The sequence below is a fragment of the Microbispora bryophytorum genome (assembly GCF_006874465.1).
GTDB lineage: Bacteria > Actinomycetota > Actinomycetes > Streptosporangiales > Streptosporangiaceae > Microbispora > Microbispora bryophytorum.
Map to the genome: position 1 here is coordinate 278,594 of NZ_VIRL01000001.1, position 14,009 is coordinate 292,602.

15 protein-coding genes are annotated in these 14,009 nt (G+C 71.7%); 4 read left to right on the forward strand and 11 right to left on the reverse strand.

Features of this window, described 5'->3' with window-relative positions; all coding sequences use genetic code 11:
• Positions 1-86: 86 nt before the first annotated feature.
• From FLX07_RS01455 to FLX07_RS01480, 6 genes are all read right to left on the reverse strand, one after another.
• Complete coding sequence (locus tag FLX07_RS01455) at positions 87-731, reverse strand: bifunctional DNA primase/polymerase (RefSeq protein ID WP_142567591.1); 645 nt, start codon at positions 729-731, stop codon at positions 87-89.
• A 120-nt stretch (positions 732-851) separates the two neighbouring features.
• The gene (gene hemB / locus FLX07_RS01460) at positions 852-1,838 is read right to left on the reverse strand and encodes a porphobilinogen synthase (protein ID WP_142567592.1); all 987 of its coding nucleotides are present in this window, start codon (positions 1,836-1,838) and stop codon (positions 852-854) included.
• 66 nt (positions 1,839-1,904) lie between these two features.
• Positions 1,905-3,494 (reverse strand): bifunctional uroporphyrinogen-III C-methyltransferase/uroporphyrinogen-III synthase, encoded by a 1,590-nt coding sequence (locus tag FLX07_RS01465; protein ID WP_142567593.1) that lies wholly within the window; start codon positions 3,492-3,494, stop codon positions 1,905-1,907.
• On the reverse strand, positions 3,491-4,363 hold the full coding sequence (hemC, locus tag FLX07_RS01470; RefSeq protein WP_229689501.1) for a hydroxymethylbilane synthase: 873 nt from the start codon (positions 4,361-4,363) through the stop codon (positions 3,491-3,493). Before hemC ends, FLX07_RS01465 begins: the two co-directional genes overlap by 4 nt.
• Before the next feature lie 35 nt (positions 4,364-4,398).
• Positions 4,399-5,697, reverse strand: coding sequence for a glutamyl-tRNA reductase (locus FLX07_RS01475; RefSeq protein ID WP_142567595.1), 1,299 nt, complete (start codon positions 5,695-5,697; stop codon positions 4,399-4,401).
• Between the two features lie 25 nt (positions 5,698-5,722).
• Positions 5,723-6,421, reverse strand: coding sequence for a redox-sensing transcriptional repressor Rex (locus FLX07_RS01480; protein ID WP_142567596.1), 699 nt, complete (start codon positions 6,419-6,421; stop codon positions 5,723-5,725).
• Between the two features lie 194 nt (positions 6,422-6,615).
• Here FLX07_RS01480 and FLX07_RS01485 point away from each other — a divergent pair, with 194 nt between their 5' ends.
• Positions 6,616-6,864, forward strand: coding sequence for a glutaredoxin family protein (locus tag FLX07_RS01485; RefSeq protein ID WP_142567597.1), 249 nt, complete (start codon positions 6,616-6,618; stop codon positions 6,862-6,864).
• Positions 6,865-6,898: 34 nt separating this feature from the next.
• Here the strand turns inward: FLX07_RS01485 and FLX07_RS01490 are convergent, their stop codons facing one another.
• Entirely contained in the window at positions 6,899-8,584 is a 1,686-nt protein-coding gene (locus FLX07_RS01490; protein WP_142567598.1) for a putative quinol monooxygenase, read from the reverse strand.
• Between the two features lie 289 nt (positions 8,585-8,873).
• On the opposite strand from FLX07_RS01490, the gene FLX07_RS01495 reads away from it, so the two are divergent.
• The 3 genes from FLX07_RS01495 (at position 8,874) to FLX07_RS01505 (ending at position 11,248) form a co-directional block, all read left to right on the forward strand.
• Positions 8,874-9,413: a sigma-70 family RNA polymerase sigma factor gene (locus tag FLX07_RS01495; RefSeq protein ID WP_223852887.1), complete on the forward strand. Its 540-nt coding sequence runs from the start codon at positions 8,874-8,876 to the stop codon at positions 9,411-9,413.
• Positions 9,414-9,567: 154 nt separating this feature from the next.
• A complete protein-coding gene (locus FLX07_RS01500; RefSeq protein WP_142567600.1) occupies positions 9,568-10,323 on the forward strand; it encodes a DUF5667 domain-containing protein in 756 nt (251 codons plus the stop codon).
• Between the two features lie 55 nt (positions 10,324-10,378).
• Positions 10,379-11,248: an HAD family hydrolase gene (locus FLX07_RS01505; RefSeq protein ID WP_142567601.1), complete on the forward strand. Its 870-nt coding sequence runs from the start codon at positions 10,379-10,381 to the stop codon at positions 11,246-11,248.
• A gap of 151 nt (positions 11,249-11,399) precedes the next feature.
• On the opposite strand, the gene FLX07_RS01510 is transcribed toward FLX07_RS01505, so the two are convergent.
• From FLX07_RS01510 to FLX07_RS01525, 4 genes are all read right to left on the reverse strand, one after another.
• Positions 11,400-12,350, reverse strand: coding sequence for a lysophospholipid acyltransferase family protein (locus FLX07_RS01510; RefSeq protein WP_142567602.1), 951 nt, complete (start codon positions 12,348-12,350; stop codon positions 11,400-11,402).
• A gap of 10 nt (positions 12,351-12,360) precedes the next feature.
• Positions 12,361-13,386 carry an NAD-dependent epimerase/dehydratase family protein gene (locus tag FLX07_RS01515; RefSeq protein ID WP_142568070.1) on the reverse strand — a complete coding sequence of 342 codons (1,026 nt, stop codon included), beginning with the start codon at positions 13,384-13,386 and terminating at the stop codon, positions 12,361-12,363.
• Positions 13,387-13,457: 71 nt separating this feature from the next.
• A complete protein-coding gene (locus tag FLX07_RS01520; RefSeq protein ID WP_018654693.1) occupies positions 13,458-13,556 on the reverse strand; it encodes a 30S ribosomal protein bS22 in 99 nt (32 codons plus the stop codon).
• A 156-nt stretch (positions 13,557-13,712) separates the two neighbouring features.
• Positions 13,713-13,916, reverse strand: a complete 204-nt coding sequence (locus tag FLX07_RS01525; protein WP_114029719.1) for a helix-turn-helix domain-containing protein — start codon at positions 13,914-13,916, stop codon at positions 13,713-13,715.
• Between the last annotated feature and the right edge of the window lie 93 nt (positions 13,917-14,009).

Sequence of the window (14,009 nt, forward strand, 5' to 3'; positions counted from 1 at the left end):
ACCCGTCCGGAGCCCCTACCGGGAACGGGGAGCGGCTCGTGATCTCACGCCGTAACGAGACAGGCGAAACGACTACGAGCCACGACCTACTCGCAGAAGTCGGCGAGCAGGTCGAGCACGCGCAGCGGGTCGGGCAGCGGACGCCCGTCGGGGGGCCTGATCCAGCTCACGACCTCGCCCGAGGGCGCGGTGGACGGCGGCGCGAGCACGTAGCTGTCCCGGCAGTGCCAGCGCAGCCCCGGCGTGCTGTCGATCGTCTCGGGTCCCGCGTCGAGGCTGCAGGACCACCACTCGTCCTCGTCCTCGGGGGCCCCACGCGTCGCCACGAAAAAAAGCACCCGGTCGCCGTTCTCGGCGACCGGGCCCGTGTCGAAGCCTGCGGCGTCCATGGCGGCCAGGGCGGGACGGCCCGCCGCGGCCGGTACGTCGAACACGTCGAACACCCTGCCGGTGGGCAGGATCACGTTCGCGTCCGGATCCTGCTTCCACCACCGCGTGAGCAGCGCCGTGTCCGTCGTGGCCTGCATCTGCCACGCGGGTGACAGCGGGTGCATGCCGGGGTCGGGACAGCCGACCCGGTCACAGGAGCACGCCCTGCCTCCCTCGCTCAGCGGATGCGCGCCTAGACAGCTCGCCCAGCCCAGTTGCGCGTACTCGAGCACCGACGTCATCTTCCGCGGTGCGTGATGCGCACGCCGTTTCGCACGTCGGGCCAGCGGTACCCCCACCATGGCGCTCCTCCCCACAAGCGTCACCCCGCTGCCCTCCTGCGATACGCAAGATGCTCGCGGTACGTACCTGATAATGCCTTCTGCCTGATTGCGACGCGGCAGGACCCCCCTGATGAGGTGTCAGGATAGTCCGCGAGCGACCTCGGTGGCCCAGTAAGTGAGGATCATGTCGGCACCGGCGCGGCGGATCGCGACCAGCGACTCCATGATCACCCGCTCCCGGTCGATCCAGCCGTTGGCCGCCGCCGCCTCGACCATGGCGTACTCCCCGCTCACCTGGTAGGCGGCGACCGGCACCTCGACGGTGTCGCGCACCTGCCGCAGGATGTCGAGGTAGGCCAGGGCGGGCTTGACCATGACGGCGTCCGCGCCCTCGGCCAGGTCGAGGCGCACCTCGCGCAGCGCCTCGCCGATCGGACCGGCCGGGTCCTGCTGGTAGGCGCTGCGGTCGCCGAACTGCGGCGCGCACTCCGCGGCGTCGCGGAACGGCCCGTAGAACCCGGAGGCGTACTTGGCGGCGTACGCCAGGATCGGGATCTCGGCGAAGCCCCCGGCGTCGAGAGCCGCCCGGATGGCGCCCACCTGGCCGTCCATCATGCCGCTGGGCGCGATCATCCGGGAGCCGGCCGCCGCCTGCGCGAGCGCCGCCGACGCGTAGCGCTCCAGCGTCGCGTCGTTGTCCACCTCGCCGTCCGGCGTCAGCAGGCCGCAGTGGCCGTGGTCGGTGAACTCGTCCAGGCAGGTGTCGGTCATCAGCACCAGCGCGTCCCCCAGGTCGGAGGCGAGGTCGCGCAGCGCCACCTGGACGATGCCGTCCGGGTCGTCTGCGCCCGACCCCCGGGCGTCCTTGTGCGCCGGAATCCCGAACAGTATGAGCCCGCCCACACCTGCCTCGGCCGCCTCGTGGGCCGCCTTGCGCAGGGACTCGCGGGTGTGCTGGACGACCCCGGGCATGGAGCCCACCGGCTGCGGCTCGGCGATGCCCTCCTTGACGAACATCGGCAGGACGAGCTCGGCCGGGTGCAGCCGCGTCCCCGCGACCATCCGGCGCATCGCGGCGGTACGGCGCAGCCGCCTGGGCCGCGCCACCGGGTACTGGGCGTTCACAATGGTCTCCCCGCTCCGGATCGCGCGAGCCCGCCGGATGCCCCGGCGGGCCGCAGGACAATCAGTTCACTTCACGCGTCGCCGCGCGCCCCTGCGCATCTGCGACGGACGGCGGGGCACCTCGCCCGCCGAGACGGCGGCGTGCCGCATCTTCGCACCGTAGTCCGCCAGCGCGGCGGCGAGAGCCGAAGCGGACGGCTCGTCGGCCATCACGTCGACCCGCAGGCCGAACTCCTCGGCCGTCTTCGCCGTCTGCGGCCCGATGACCGCGATCACCGTGACGCTGTGCGGCTTTCCGGCGATGCCGACGAGGTTCCGGACGGTCGAGGACGAGGTGAACAGCACGGCGTCGAACCCGCCGCCCTTGATCGCCTCGCGGATCGGGGCGGGCGGCGGCGCGGCGCGCACGGTCCGGTAGGCCGTCACGTCGTCGCACTCCCAGCCGAGCTGGGTCAGCCCCGCCACCAGCGTCTCGGTCGCGATGTCGGCCCGCGGCAGCAGCACCCGGTTGATCGGGTCCAGCATCGAGTCGTACGGCGGCCACTCGGCCAGCAGGCCCTCGGACGACTGCTCGCCCGTCGGCAGGAGGTCGGGCTTCACGCCGAACTCCACCAGCGCCCGCGAGGTGGCCTCGCCCACGGCGGCGACCTTGAGCCCGGCGAACGCCCGGGCGTCCAGGCCGTATTCCTCGAACTTCTCGCGCACCGCCTTGACCGCGTTGGCGCTGGTGAAGGCGACCCACTCGTAGCGGCCGGTCACCAGGCCCTTGATTGCGCGGTCCATCTGCTGGGGCGTGCGCGGCGGCTCGACGGAGATCGTCGGGACCTCCTCGGGCACCGCGCCGTACGAACGCAGCTGCTCCGACAGCCCCTTGGACTGCTCCTTGGTGCGCGGCACGAGCACCCGCCAGCCGAACAGCGACTTGGTCTCGAACCAGGACAGGCGGTCGCGCATGCCGACGGCGTCGCCCACCACGACCAGCGCGGGCTCGGTCATCCCGGCGTGCTTGAGGTCGGGGCCGAGCCGTCCGAGCGTGGAGACCACCGTGTACTGCTCGGTGGTCGTGCCGTCGCTGGTCACCGCCACCGGCGTCGAGTCGGGCTTGCCACCCGCGATCAGCGCCTTGCTGATCGGGACCGCGTCGGCGACGCCGTTGTAGATCACCAGCGTGCCCTCGCACGCGGCGTGCTTGGCCCAGTCGTCCACCTGCGCGGCGTCCACGATGCGGAACTCCGGCACCGAGGCCGCCGGCGGGATTCCGGCGTAGGTCAGCACGGCCGTGGCCGGCGGCACACCGGGCACGATCTCGAAGTCCACGTCCGCCTTCGCGCAGGCGGCCACCTCGTCGGTGACGGAGGAGAAGAAGGACGGGTCGCCCGAGCACAGCCGCACGACCGTGCGGCCCGCCTTGGCGGCCTGGATGGTCTTCAGCGACACCGAGTTCTCCGCCGCGTCGGCGGAGCTGTCCACGACCTCGGCGTCCTCGCGGCAGTGGCGCAGCAGCGCGCCGTACGCCTGCCGGTCGAGCACGACGACATCCGCCCTGCCCAGCAGGTCGGCGCCGCGCAACGTGAGCAGGTTCTCGTCACCGGGGCCGGCGCCGACGAAGGCGACGAACCCGGACCGGGTCTGCGTGCTGTGATTCGCGGGGCTCAACGGGCCTGCTCCCCCATCAACGTGTCGGCCCCCTCGGCGATCATGGCTGCCGCGAGTTCGCGGCCCATCTCCACGGCCGTCGCAGAGGGTCCGGAGGCGGACTTGCGCACCGACCGTGCGCCGTCGACGGCGACGACGGCGGCGGTCAGACTGAGAATGTGCCCGTCACCGGAGGCGAAAGCACCTACCGGGGCCGCGCAACCGGCCTCGAGGGCGGCGAGCACCGAGCGCTCGGCGTCCACCGCGGCCCGCGTCAGCGGGTCGTCGACGGCGCTCAGCAGCTCGATGAGGTCGTCACGGCCGGCCAGGCACTCGACGGCGAGGGCGCCCTGCCCGGGAGCGGGCAGCATCTCGTCGACCTCGAACACCTGGGCGATCTCCCCGTCCCGGCGGATCCTGACCAGCCCTGCGGCGGCCAGCACGACGGCGTCGAGCTCGCCCGACGTCACCTTGCCGATACGGGTGTCCGCGTTGCCCCTGATGGGGACGTATTCGAGATCCGGCCGGAGCAGCTGTAGCTGGGCCACCCGGCGCGGTGAGCCGGTGCCGATGCGGGCGCCGGCGGGCAGGTCGTGCAGCTTGACCGGGCCGACGAGCGCGTCGCGCGGGTCGTCCCGCCGGGTGATCGCGGCCATCGCGATCTGCTCGTCCGGCTTGGTCGGCAGGTCCTTCAACGAGTGGACCGCGAAATCGACCTCGCCGGCGAGCAGCCGGCCGCGCAGATCGCTGACGAACACTCCGGTGCCGCCGAGCTGGGTCAGCTGGGCCCGGGACACGTCGCCGAACGTGGTGACGCCGACGAGCTCCACCTCCCGGCCGGTCAGGGCGGTCAGCCGGTCGGCGACGATCCGCGACTGCGAGGTCGCCATCAAACTCTTGCGTGTGCCGAGCCGCAGGGGGACGGTCACTGTTCCACCTCCAGGCTCGCGACGGCTTCGGGCGTCTTCGGGTCGAGGCCGAACAGCTCGCGCAGCGCCTCCGCGTACTGGTCGCCGCCCGGGGATGCGGCCAGTCGCTTGACCCGTACGGTCGGCTCGTGGAGCAGCTTGTCCACGACCCGCCGAACAGTCTGGGTGATCTCGTCCCGCATCCGCCCGTCGAGGTCCGGCAGGCGGGACAGCAGCCGGCCCATCTCCGCGTCGACCACCCCGGCGGCCTTGCTGCGCAGGGCCACGACCGTGGGGGTGACGAGCGCGGCCCGCGCGGCGTCGAGGTAGGCGGCGACCTCCTCGGCCACGATGCGCCTGACCTCGCGGATCGCCTCGGCCCTGCCGCCGTCGGAGACGTCGTCGCCCACGCCGTCCTGCTGCATCGACTTCAGGTCGACCAGCGTCACGCCGGGCAGGTCCCGTACGCCGGGGTCCACGTCGTGGGGCAGCGCGAGGTCGAGGACGAACAGCGGCCTGCCGCGGTCCCCGATCGTCTCCGCGGTGATGGTGCGGGTTCCCGCGCCGACGCAGGAGATGACCAGGTCGGCCTCCGCCAGCTCGGCGGGGACGTCGGCCAGGTCCGCGGCCCGCCCGCCGACCGCCTCCGCGAGCCGTTCCGCCCGCTCGCGGGTGCGGTTGGCGATGACGATGTCGGTCACGCCCGCGCGGGACAGCGTCGCGGCGGACAGCGAGCTCATCGAGCCGGCGCCCACGACCAGGGCCCGCCTGCCGGTGATCGGGCCGAGCACCCGCTCGGCGAGCGTCAGCCCCACCCCGACCAGCGACGCGCCGGCCCGGTCGATGTCCGTGTCGGCATGCGCGCGCTTGCCCACGCGCAGCGCGTGCTGGGCCAGCTCGTTGAGCGTGGTCCCGGCCGTGCCCTCCTCCTGCGCCAGGCGCAGCGCGGCCCGGATCTGGCCGAGGATCTGCCCCTCGCCGATCACCATGGAGTCGAGCCCGCAGGCGACGCTCAGCAGGTGCTGGACCGCCCGGTCCTCGTAGTGCACGTACAGGTGCCGGGCGAGCGTCTCCTGCGGCAGCCCCGAGTGCGCGGCGAGCATGTTCGTCACCGCGATCACCCCGCCGTGGAACCGGTCGACCACGGCGTAGACCTCGACGCGATTGCACGTCGAGACGACCAGCGCCTCGGACACGTTCTCGTCGGACTGCACGTCGTGCAGCAGCTTGACGAGGGCGTCCCCGCTGACCGTGACGCGTTCGAGCAGCGCGACCGGTGTGGTCCGGTGGCTCAGGCCGACGACGAGGACACTCATGAGCTCGCTCCGATCGATGGCTCACTCACATGACCACCCCGTCCGGCCACTCCTCGGCCATGATGGGCCCTCCATTAGCCTTGCGCTGCTCGTGGAACGCAAGTATCTGCAGTTCGATGGATAAATCGACTTTACGGACATCCACGCCGTCAGGCACAGCCAGGACGACGGGGGCGAAGTTCAAAATACTGGTGACGCCGGCCGCGATGACACGATCGCAGACCCGCTGCGCCGCCGTCGCAGGGGTGGCGATCACCACGATCGAGACTCCGCGCTTGCTGATCACCGACTCCAGCTCGTCGGCGTGCTCGACGACGAGACCCGCGATTCGATCGCCCACGACGTGCGGATCCGCGTCCAGCAGGCCCGCGATCCGGAACCCGCGGGAGGCGAACCCGCCGTAGTTGGCCAGCGCCCGGCCGAGGTTTCCCACGCCGACGATGGCCACGGCCCAATCCTGAGTGAGACCAAGCTCACGCGATATTTGGTAGATGAGGTACTGCACGTCGTAGCCCACGCCCCGGGTGCCGTACGACCCGAGGTGGGACAGGTCCTTGCGGAGCTTGGCGGAGTTCACCCCGGCGGCGAGCGCGAGATCCTCCGAGCTCACCGTCGCCGTGCCTCGTTCGGCCATCCCGTTGAGCGCACGCAGATAGAGCGGCAACCTCGCCACGGTGGCGTCGGGAATGCCGCGATCGCGGGCCTGCGGGATACGACGGATCACTTGCCGGGGCTCCAGGGGGACGGACGGCCGGTTGCGCCCCCGGCCGCACAGCGGATGCGACGGATGAGTACCAGGTTAGTGCCTTTGTGAAGCAATGCACAAAGTCGATCGTGTTCGGCTTCCTCGTGTTCAAGGGTCCCAGGAGGGGGCGGCGGTCTCCATTCCGGGCCGGAGGGATCGCGATAATCGAGAGCATGGCGCCTCAAGACCACCGGATCACGCTGCTCGGCAAGCCCGGCTGCCACCTGTGCGACGACGCCCGCGCGGTGATCGAGCGCGTGGCCGCAGAGCTGGGCGTTCCTTGGGAGGAACGCGACATCACCGCCTCACCGGAGGACCAGGCCGAGTACGGGGAGATGATCCCCGTCGTCCTGATCGACGGCGTGCAGCACGACTACTGGCGGGTCAACGAGAACCGCCTCCGCGAGGCCCTGCGGCGCTGAGGTCGCGGCCGGAGCCGATGCGGCCGGAGTCCGGCTAGCGGATCTGGCGGGTGGGGAGGGGGGCCACCTTGGCGGCGTTGACGCTGAGCTCGATCACGTTGGCCGCCAGCACGTACCTCACCCGCTCGGTCGTGAACCGCTCCATGTGCGGCTGCCGCTGGTGCTCGCCGTAGCCGACCTCGTCGCGGTAGAGCTCGTAGACGATGCGCTGGAGCGGGGCCGACTTGACCGCGTGGCAGACGAACAGCAGCGTGTCGGGCTCGTTGCGCTGAACGGCCTCCACCGTCTCCTCCGCCAGCTTGTCGAACGCCTCGCCCGAGCCGTCGAGCAGCGTGAAGACGGTCAGCAGGCCGTAGATGCCGGGGGCCGGCTTCACCGAACTCCCCTGGCCTGCGGGCCGGCCCGCCTGCCCGCCGCCCTCGCGGCCCATGACGGGCCGGGACCTGCCGCCGAACCCCACGCCGAAGCTGGCGGCGAGGTCGGCCGGGTCGGAGATCTCGGCGCCGGGATAGAGGGCTCCCGTGGCGGGCATCGCCCGGTCGGGCTCGACCGGGGACGCGGGCATTCCGTACTCGGGCCGGCGGGGCTGGCCGTACTGGTCCGCGGCGAGAAGCTGGCCGGTGGCGGGCCCGCCGAACCCGTCGGCGTGCGAGGGGACGTCCGAGGGCCGCATGCGCGCGGCGTAGTCGACCTCGCCCTGCTCTCCCGCCCGGTATTCGGCCACCAGATCGCCGAGCCCGGAACGGCGCGGCGCTCCCGGACCTCCAGCCCCCGGACCCCCGGCTCCCGGAATCCCAGCTCCCGGACCCCCGGCTCCCGGAATCCCGGCTCCCGGACCCCCAGCTCCTTGAGTGCCGGCCGCTCCCGGCATCCCGGGAGGAACCGCGCCCGGTCCGCCGGGGCGGCCGCCCGGAGCTCCACGCGGCGGCGCGGGCGGCCCGGAGGGCGCGGAGGGCACGCGGGTCTCGGCCCGCAGGGCGCCGCCGGCCCGTCCGGCGCGCCTCCCCTGCCACTCCTCCTCCGGGACCTCGTCGTCCTCGCCCTCGTCGTCGTACGGCGCGAGCGGCCGGGCCACGGCGTACCAGACGCCTCCGGCGGAGGCGGCCAGCACCACGACGACGATCAGCCCGGGAAGCCCGAACTCGAGCACACCCGACATCGCCATTCCCGCCGGGGCGAGCACGACGGTCGCGTTCATGTTGTCGACGTCGTACTCGTCGCCGTCCCGCCAGGCCATCACGGCCATGGCGAGCAGGAGCAGGAGCATGAAGATCACCAGGCCGTGGACGCCACGCAGCAGCCACTCCGGCCACAGGTCCCAGTGGGCCGGCCCATCGGGCAGCGACTTGCCGAAGCCGGCGGTGACGACGGGGTCGAGCACCATGATCACCGTGCCTACGACCGTCAGCGCGGCGCCGAGGAGCCAGCCGGCGAAGCGGGCGCCGCCCTTCTCCGCGAGGAGCTGGATGACGCCGATCGACAGCCAGAGCGGCGCCAGCAGCGAGCCGGTGATCTGGTAGACCCGGAACGTCACGGGCCCGAACCCGGTGAGGTGGCCGACGGCGATGGCTCCGAGCGACAGCGCGAGCGCGCCTGTGGCGATGCTCCACGCGATCAGCCAACCGGCCGGCTCGTCACGGAGACGCCCGACGAGGACGCCGGTGGTGATGCCGGCGAGCAGTGCGCCGGCGAACGCGAGGAGAGCGACGAGGACTTCCATGGTGGCTCCCATGCTGCCGGACATCTGCTTCCCACCGGTAGCCGGTCGCCCTGTCCGGGAATGCCACCACCCCCGTCTCCACTCTTGAAATGGATTCCTCCACCCGAACGGATTGTGTTATCTCCCGTTGATTTCTAGAGTGTTCGAGCACGCCGACTCCCCTTCCCCCATGGGATAACGGATGCCGAACACGTGGCCGTTAACCGGGCTTTCCCCTCCGGTCGTAGCAGGAGCAGCGCAAGCCGCGCGTTCTGCCGATCTCACCGACCGCGAGCACGAGCACGACGAGATGCGAAACCTCGTGCTGCGCGCCAAGACCGGCGACAGCGAGGCGTTCGGCGTGCTCTACGACCACTACCTGGAGCTGATCTACCGGTACGTCTACTTCCGGGTCGGCGGTCACGCGCTCGCCGAGGACCTGACGAGCGAGACGTTCCTGCGGGCGCTGAGGGGCATCGCTGAGTTCACCTGGCAGGGCCGCGACTTCGGCGCCTGGCTCGTCACGATCGCCCGCAACCTCGTCACCGACCACTACAAGTCGGGCCGCAACCGCCTTGAGGTGACCACCGCCGAGATACTCGACACGCCCCTGGACGGCCCGCACATCCCCGAGAACGCGGTCGTCGCCAACATGGTCAACGAGCACGTGATGCTCGCGATCAAGCAACTCGGCGCGGAGCAGCAGGAATGCGTGATCCTGCGCTTCCTGCACGGGATGTCGCTGGAGGAGACGGCGGTGATCATGGGCAAGAAATCCGGGGCGATCAAGGCGCTCCAGTTCCGGGCGATCAGGGCGCTCGCCCGGGCGTTACCCGACGATCTCGGCTGACCCCCCGTAACCATTACCCGTACCCCATCGTTGGGCATGTGGCAGGTTGGATCTTCAGGCGGATCTCGCGGGCCGGCCGGGAGGCGGCGAAGGCTTCCAGGGCCCCGCGAACGGATCTCCGCTGCGCGTCAGGCGGGGGGATGGCGGGAGCGTGATGGGCTGGTGGCGACCCTCGCGCCGCGCGGGCGGCCCGGCGTCGGCCCACACCCGCTGGGACGCCGTTCGCCGCTTCCTGCTGCGCCGGCGGGCGTCGGCCCGCGCCCGCGGGGTCGCCGCGCGCGTGGCCGGCCTGCGCTCCCTGCTGGGCGGCGGCCCGAGACCGGAGTTCCGCGAAAAGCTGCGAGCCGAGCTGATGGGGGCCCACGCCGCCGAGCGCGCCGCGGGCAGGCACACGGCGGGAAAGCACGCGGCGCCCCCCGCCGCGCCGCCGCGGCCCCGCCGGTCCCTGCTCGTGCGGCTGCGCCCCCTGATGGTCTTCTGCGCGCTGCTGGCGGGGATGTTCGGCACCGGTGTGCGCACCTACCACGCCGTACCGGGCGAGGTGCTGTACCCGTTGAAGAGGATGGCGGAGTCGACGGTGCTCGATCTCGCGCACGACGAGGAGGAGCGGGCGAAGCGGCAGATGGTCGCGGCGCGGCAGCGGGCGGCCGAGACCGCCTCGCTGGTGGACAAGGCGACCCCGGAGCGCCGCCGGCTCATCGGGCAGACGCTCGACGACATGGAGACGACCACCAGGGCCGCGCTGAGCCGGGTGACGCGGCAGGGGCGCACCGACGGCGGGGCGCGCGAGTTCGCCCGTGAGCAGCGCAATCTCGTGGAGCCGCTGCTGCCGAAGCTCGACCGGGAAAATCGCGACAAGGCCAACCAATACCTGAGTTACATCGAGTCGTTCACCGGTTCCGGACGTTGACACGTCATGTCCTGCTCCCGTTCCGTGCACTCTCCGGCGGTTAAGCTGATGAGTCATGAGGCGGCTATTGCGACGGCGGGAAGAGGCGGAGATCGCCGGCGAGGTGGCGGCCGCCGCGGCGGTGTCCGTCCCCGAGGTCGTCCCCGACCTCACGGCGGCGGCGTTCTTCGACGTCGACAACACCATGATGCGCGGCGCCTCGATCTACCACTTCGCCCGGGGACTGGCGGCGCGCGGCCTGTTCACCAGCCGTGACCTCATGAAGTTCGCGCTCGGGCAGGCCTGGTTCCGCGTGCGGGGCAACGAGAACCCCGAGCACATCGCCAAGGCCAAGGACATGGCCCTCGCCTTCGTCGCCGGGCTGAAGGTGGACGAGGTCGTCCGGCTGGGCGAGGAGATCTACGACGACGTGATGGCCGACCGCGTGTGGCAGGGCACCCGCGCGCTGGCCCAGGCGCACCTGGACGCCGGGCAGCGGGTGTGGCTGGTCACCGCCACGCCGGTGGAGCTGGCCCGCGTCATCGCGCAGCGGCTCGGGCTCACCGGCGCGCTCGGCACGGTCGCCGAGACCGCCGACGGCGCCTACACCGGAAGGCTCGTCGGCGACCTGCTGCACGGCCCGGCCAAGGCCGAGGCCGTCCGGGCGCTGGCGCGCCGCGAGGGCCTCGACCTGGCGCGCTGCACGGCCTACAGCGACTCGGCCAACGACCTGCCGATGCTCTCCCTCGTAGGGCACCCGCACGCCATCAACCCCGACAGCGAGCTGCGCGAGCACGCCAGGGAGAACGGCTGGGACGTCCGCGACTTCCGCACGGGCAGGAAGGCGACGATGATCGGTCTGCCGATCGCCGCGACCGCGGGGGCCATCGCGGGCGGCGTCGCCGCCGGGATCGCCCTGCGCCGCCACTACCGCTCCGCCCTCTGAGACGCCGCCGCTCCGGTCTCCGGCACCGCCGCTCCGCGCTCTGACGCCGCCGCTCCGGCCCCTGGCTCCGCCGCTCCGCCTACAGGCACCGCCGGTCCGCTCTACGACCCCACGGCTCCGCTCTACGGCTCCGCCGTGGGGCAGCGTGGTGTCACAGCACGATCGGGGGGAACGCCGGGCCCCGGCGCAGCCGCAGCGCGTCGAGCTGCCGCTGCACGGTCTCCCGGACATGGTCGGTCAGGTCGAAGACCACCATGGGGTCGTCGGCCTCCTCCGGGGCGTACTCGTCGGTCCGGATCGGCTCGCCGAACTCGATCAGCCACTTGGACGGCAGCGGAAGCAGGCCGAGCGGACCGAGCCAGGGGAACAGCGGCGTGATCGGCAGGTAGGGCAGGCCGAGCAGCCGGGCGAGCGCCGGAATGTCGCCGATCTTGGGGTAGATCTCCTCCGCCCCCACGATGGTGCACGGGATGATCGGCACACCGGCTCTGATCGCCGACGCGACGAACCCGCCCCGGCCGAACCGCTGGAGCCGGTAACGCTCGGAGAACGGCTTGCCGATGCCCTTGAAGCCCTCGGGGAAGACGCCGACGACCTCGCCCTTGCGCAGCAACCGGTCGGCGTCCTCCGGGCAGGCGAGCGTGTGCCCGGACTTGCGGGCCAGGTGCCCGAGCACGGGAAGCTGATAGACCAGGTGCGCCCCGAGCAGGCGCAGCGGCCTGCCCAGCTCGTCGTGCACCGCGACCTGCAGCATGAGCGCGTCCACGGGCAGCGTGCCGGAGTGGTTGGCCACGATCAGCGCGCCCCTGTCGGCCGGCACGTTGCCGAGCCCGAGGGTCTCGGTCCTGAACCAGCGCCGGTAGAGCGGGCGCAGCGCCTCGAGCAGCACCTTCTCGTTGAGCTCGGGGTCGAAGCCGAACTCGTCGACCTCGTACTCGCCGGTGACCCTGCGCCGCAGGAACGCGAACAGCTCGGCGAGCCGCTCGTCGGCCGTGCTTCCCCCCGCGCTCCCGTCCGTGCTTCCTCCCGCGCTCCCGTCGGTGCCTTCGCCCATGCGTTCGCTCGCGCTTTCGCCCGTACGCCGGCCCTGGAAGTCGTCCATCAACGTCCCGTCACGAAATCGGCCGGACGAAGTCGGCCAGCCAGTCGACCAGAGCGCGCGGCAGGTCGCCGGGACCGCCGCGCGACCTGAGGAAGTCGTCGAACGCCGCCGCGGTGCTGTATTTCGGCCGCCAGCCGAGCTCGGCGGCGAGCCTGGTGGTGTCCACCGCCCGGCCGTGGCTCATGAGCGCGAGCTGCTCGGGCGAGAAGTCCACCAGCCGCGCGCCCCGGGCGAGCCCGCTGACGAAGCGGAAGGCGGGGGACGGCATCGGGATCACCGGCCGGCCCGTGCGCCGCGCGCACTGCGACAGCAGCAGGACGCCGTCGCCCGCGACGTTGAACACGCCCGGGTGGTCGGCCCCCGCCGTACGGCACAGCACCTCGACCGCGTCGTCCTCGTGGACGAACTGCAGGCGTGGATCGAAGCCGAGCACGGTGGGCAGCACCGGCTGCGAGAAGTAACTCGTCAGCGGTGAGTCGACGCCCGGCCCCATGAAGGTGGCGAACCGGAGCGTCGTCGTCGTCACGTCGGGCCGGCGCCGGGCGAAGCCCCGCACGTACGTCTCGACCTCGGTGGCATCCCTGGCGTACCCGGAGTGCGACACCTCGACGGGCTCGGTGTCCTCCGTGAACACGGCGGGAGCGTGCGGCGAGGAGCCGTACACGGCCGTGGTCGACCGCACGACCACCCGGCGCACCGTGGCGGAGCGCTGACACGCCGCGAGCAGCTGCATCGTCCCGATGACGTTGTGCTCCTTCATGGCCGGCCTGCCGCCGCCGGGGCCGCTGACCAGACTGAGGTGCACGACGGTGTCGACGTCGGCGTCCCTGATGACCTGGACCAGGTCGGGACTGCGCAACGCGACCCGGACGAACTCCGTGCGGCCGAGCACCGCGCCGTCCTCCCCGGCAGGGGATGGCGGCGGCGCCGTGTCCACGCCGATGACCCGGTCGATCTCCGGGTCGGCCGTGAGCGCGATCGCCACACGAGCGCCGATGTGACCGGAGACACCGGTGACCAGCACAGTACGAGCCATCGACGCCTCGCCGGGGGTGTGCGTGTTCACGGTCGCCCGGTCCCTGAGGACCGGTGCGCGCTCCGTCTCGGCTACTTCTTGTTACGCCGCTGGATGCGGGTCTTCTTCAGCAGCTTGCGGTGCTTCTTCTTGGCCATACGCTTGCGGCGCTTCTTGATCACAGAGCCCACGGGACCCCCAGGTGAAGGTGTGTCTGTCAAATCGGCGCGCGAGCGCACACCGGCACAACAGACTACCGGCGATCCGTGGTAGATCGCTCCCCCGGGGGACCCCGCGTCGACCGGGAGTCGGCCACGCCGCCGTCAAGCGTGGTCACCCGGGCGCGTTCACCCTGCTTCGATGAACGCGTCCCGTAAGTAGTCGTGGACCGCCTGCTCGGGCACTCTGAAGGACCGGCCGACACGGATGGCCGGTAACTCCCCGGAGTGCACCAGCCGGTACACGGTCATCTTGGACACCCGCATGACGGTCGCGACTTCGGCCACCGTCAAGAACTTCACCTCGCTGAGAGGTCTTTCGCCTGCAGCCATCGGACGCCTCTTCCGCACGTGTTTCCGGGTTATCCCCACTGGTGCCATTGCTCACGCACGTGTACTGCCGTCAGCGTAAGTCCGGACTCCGAG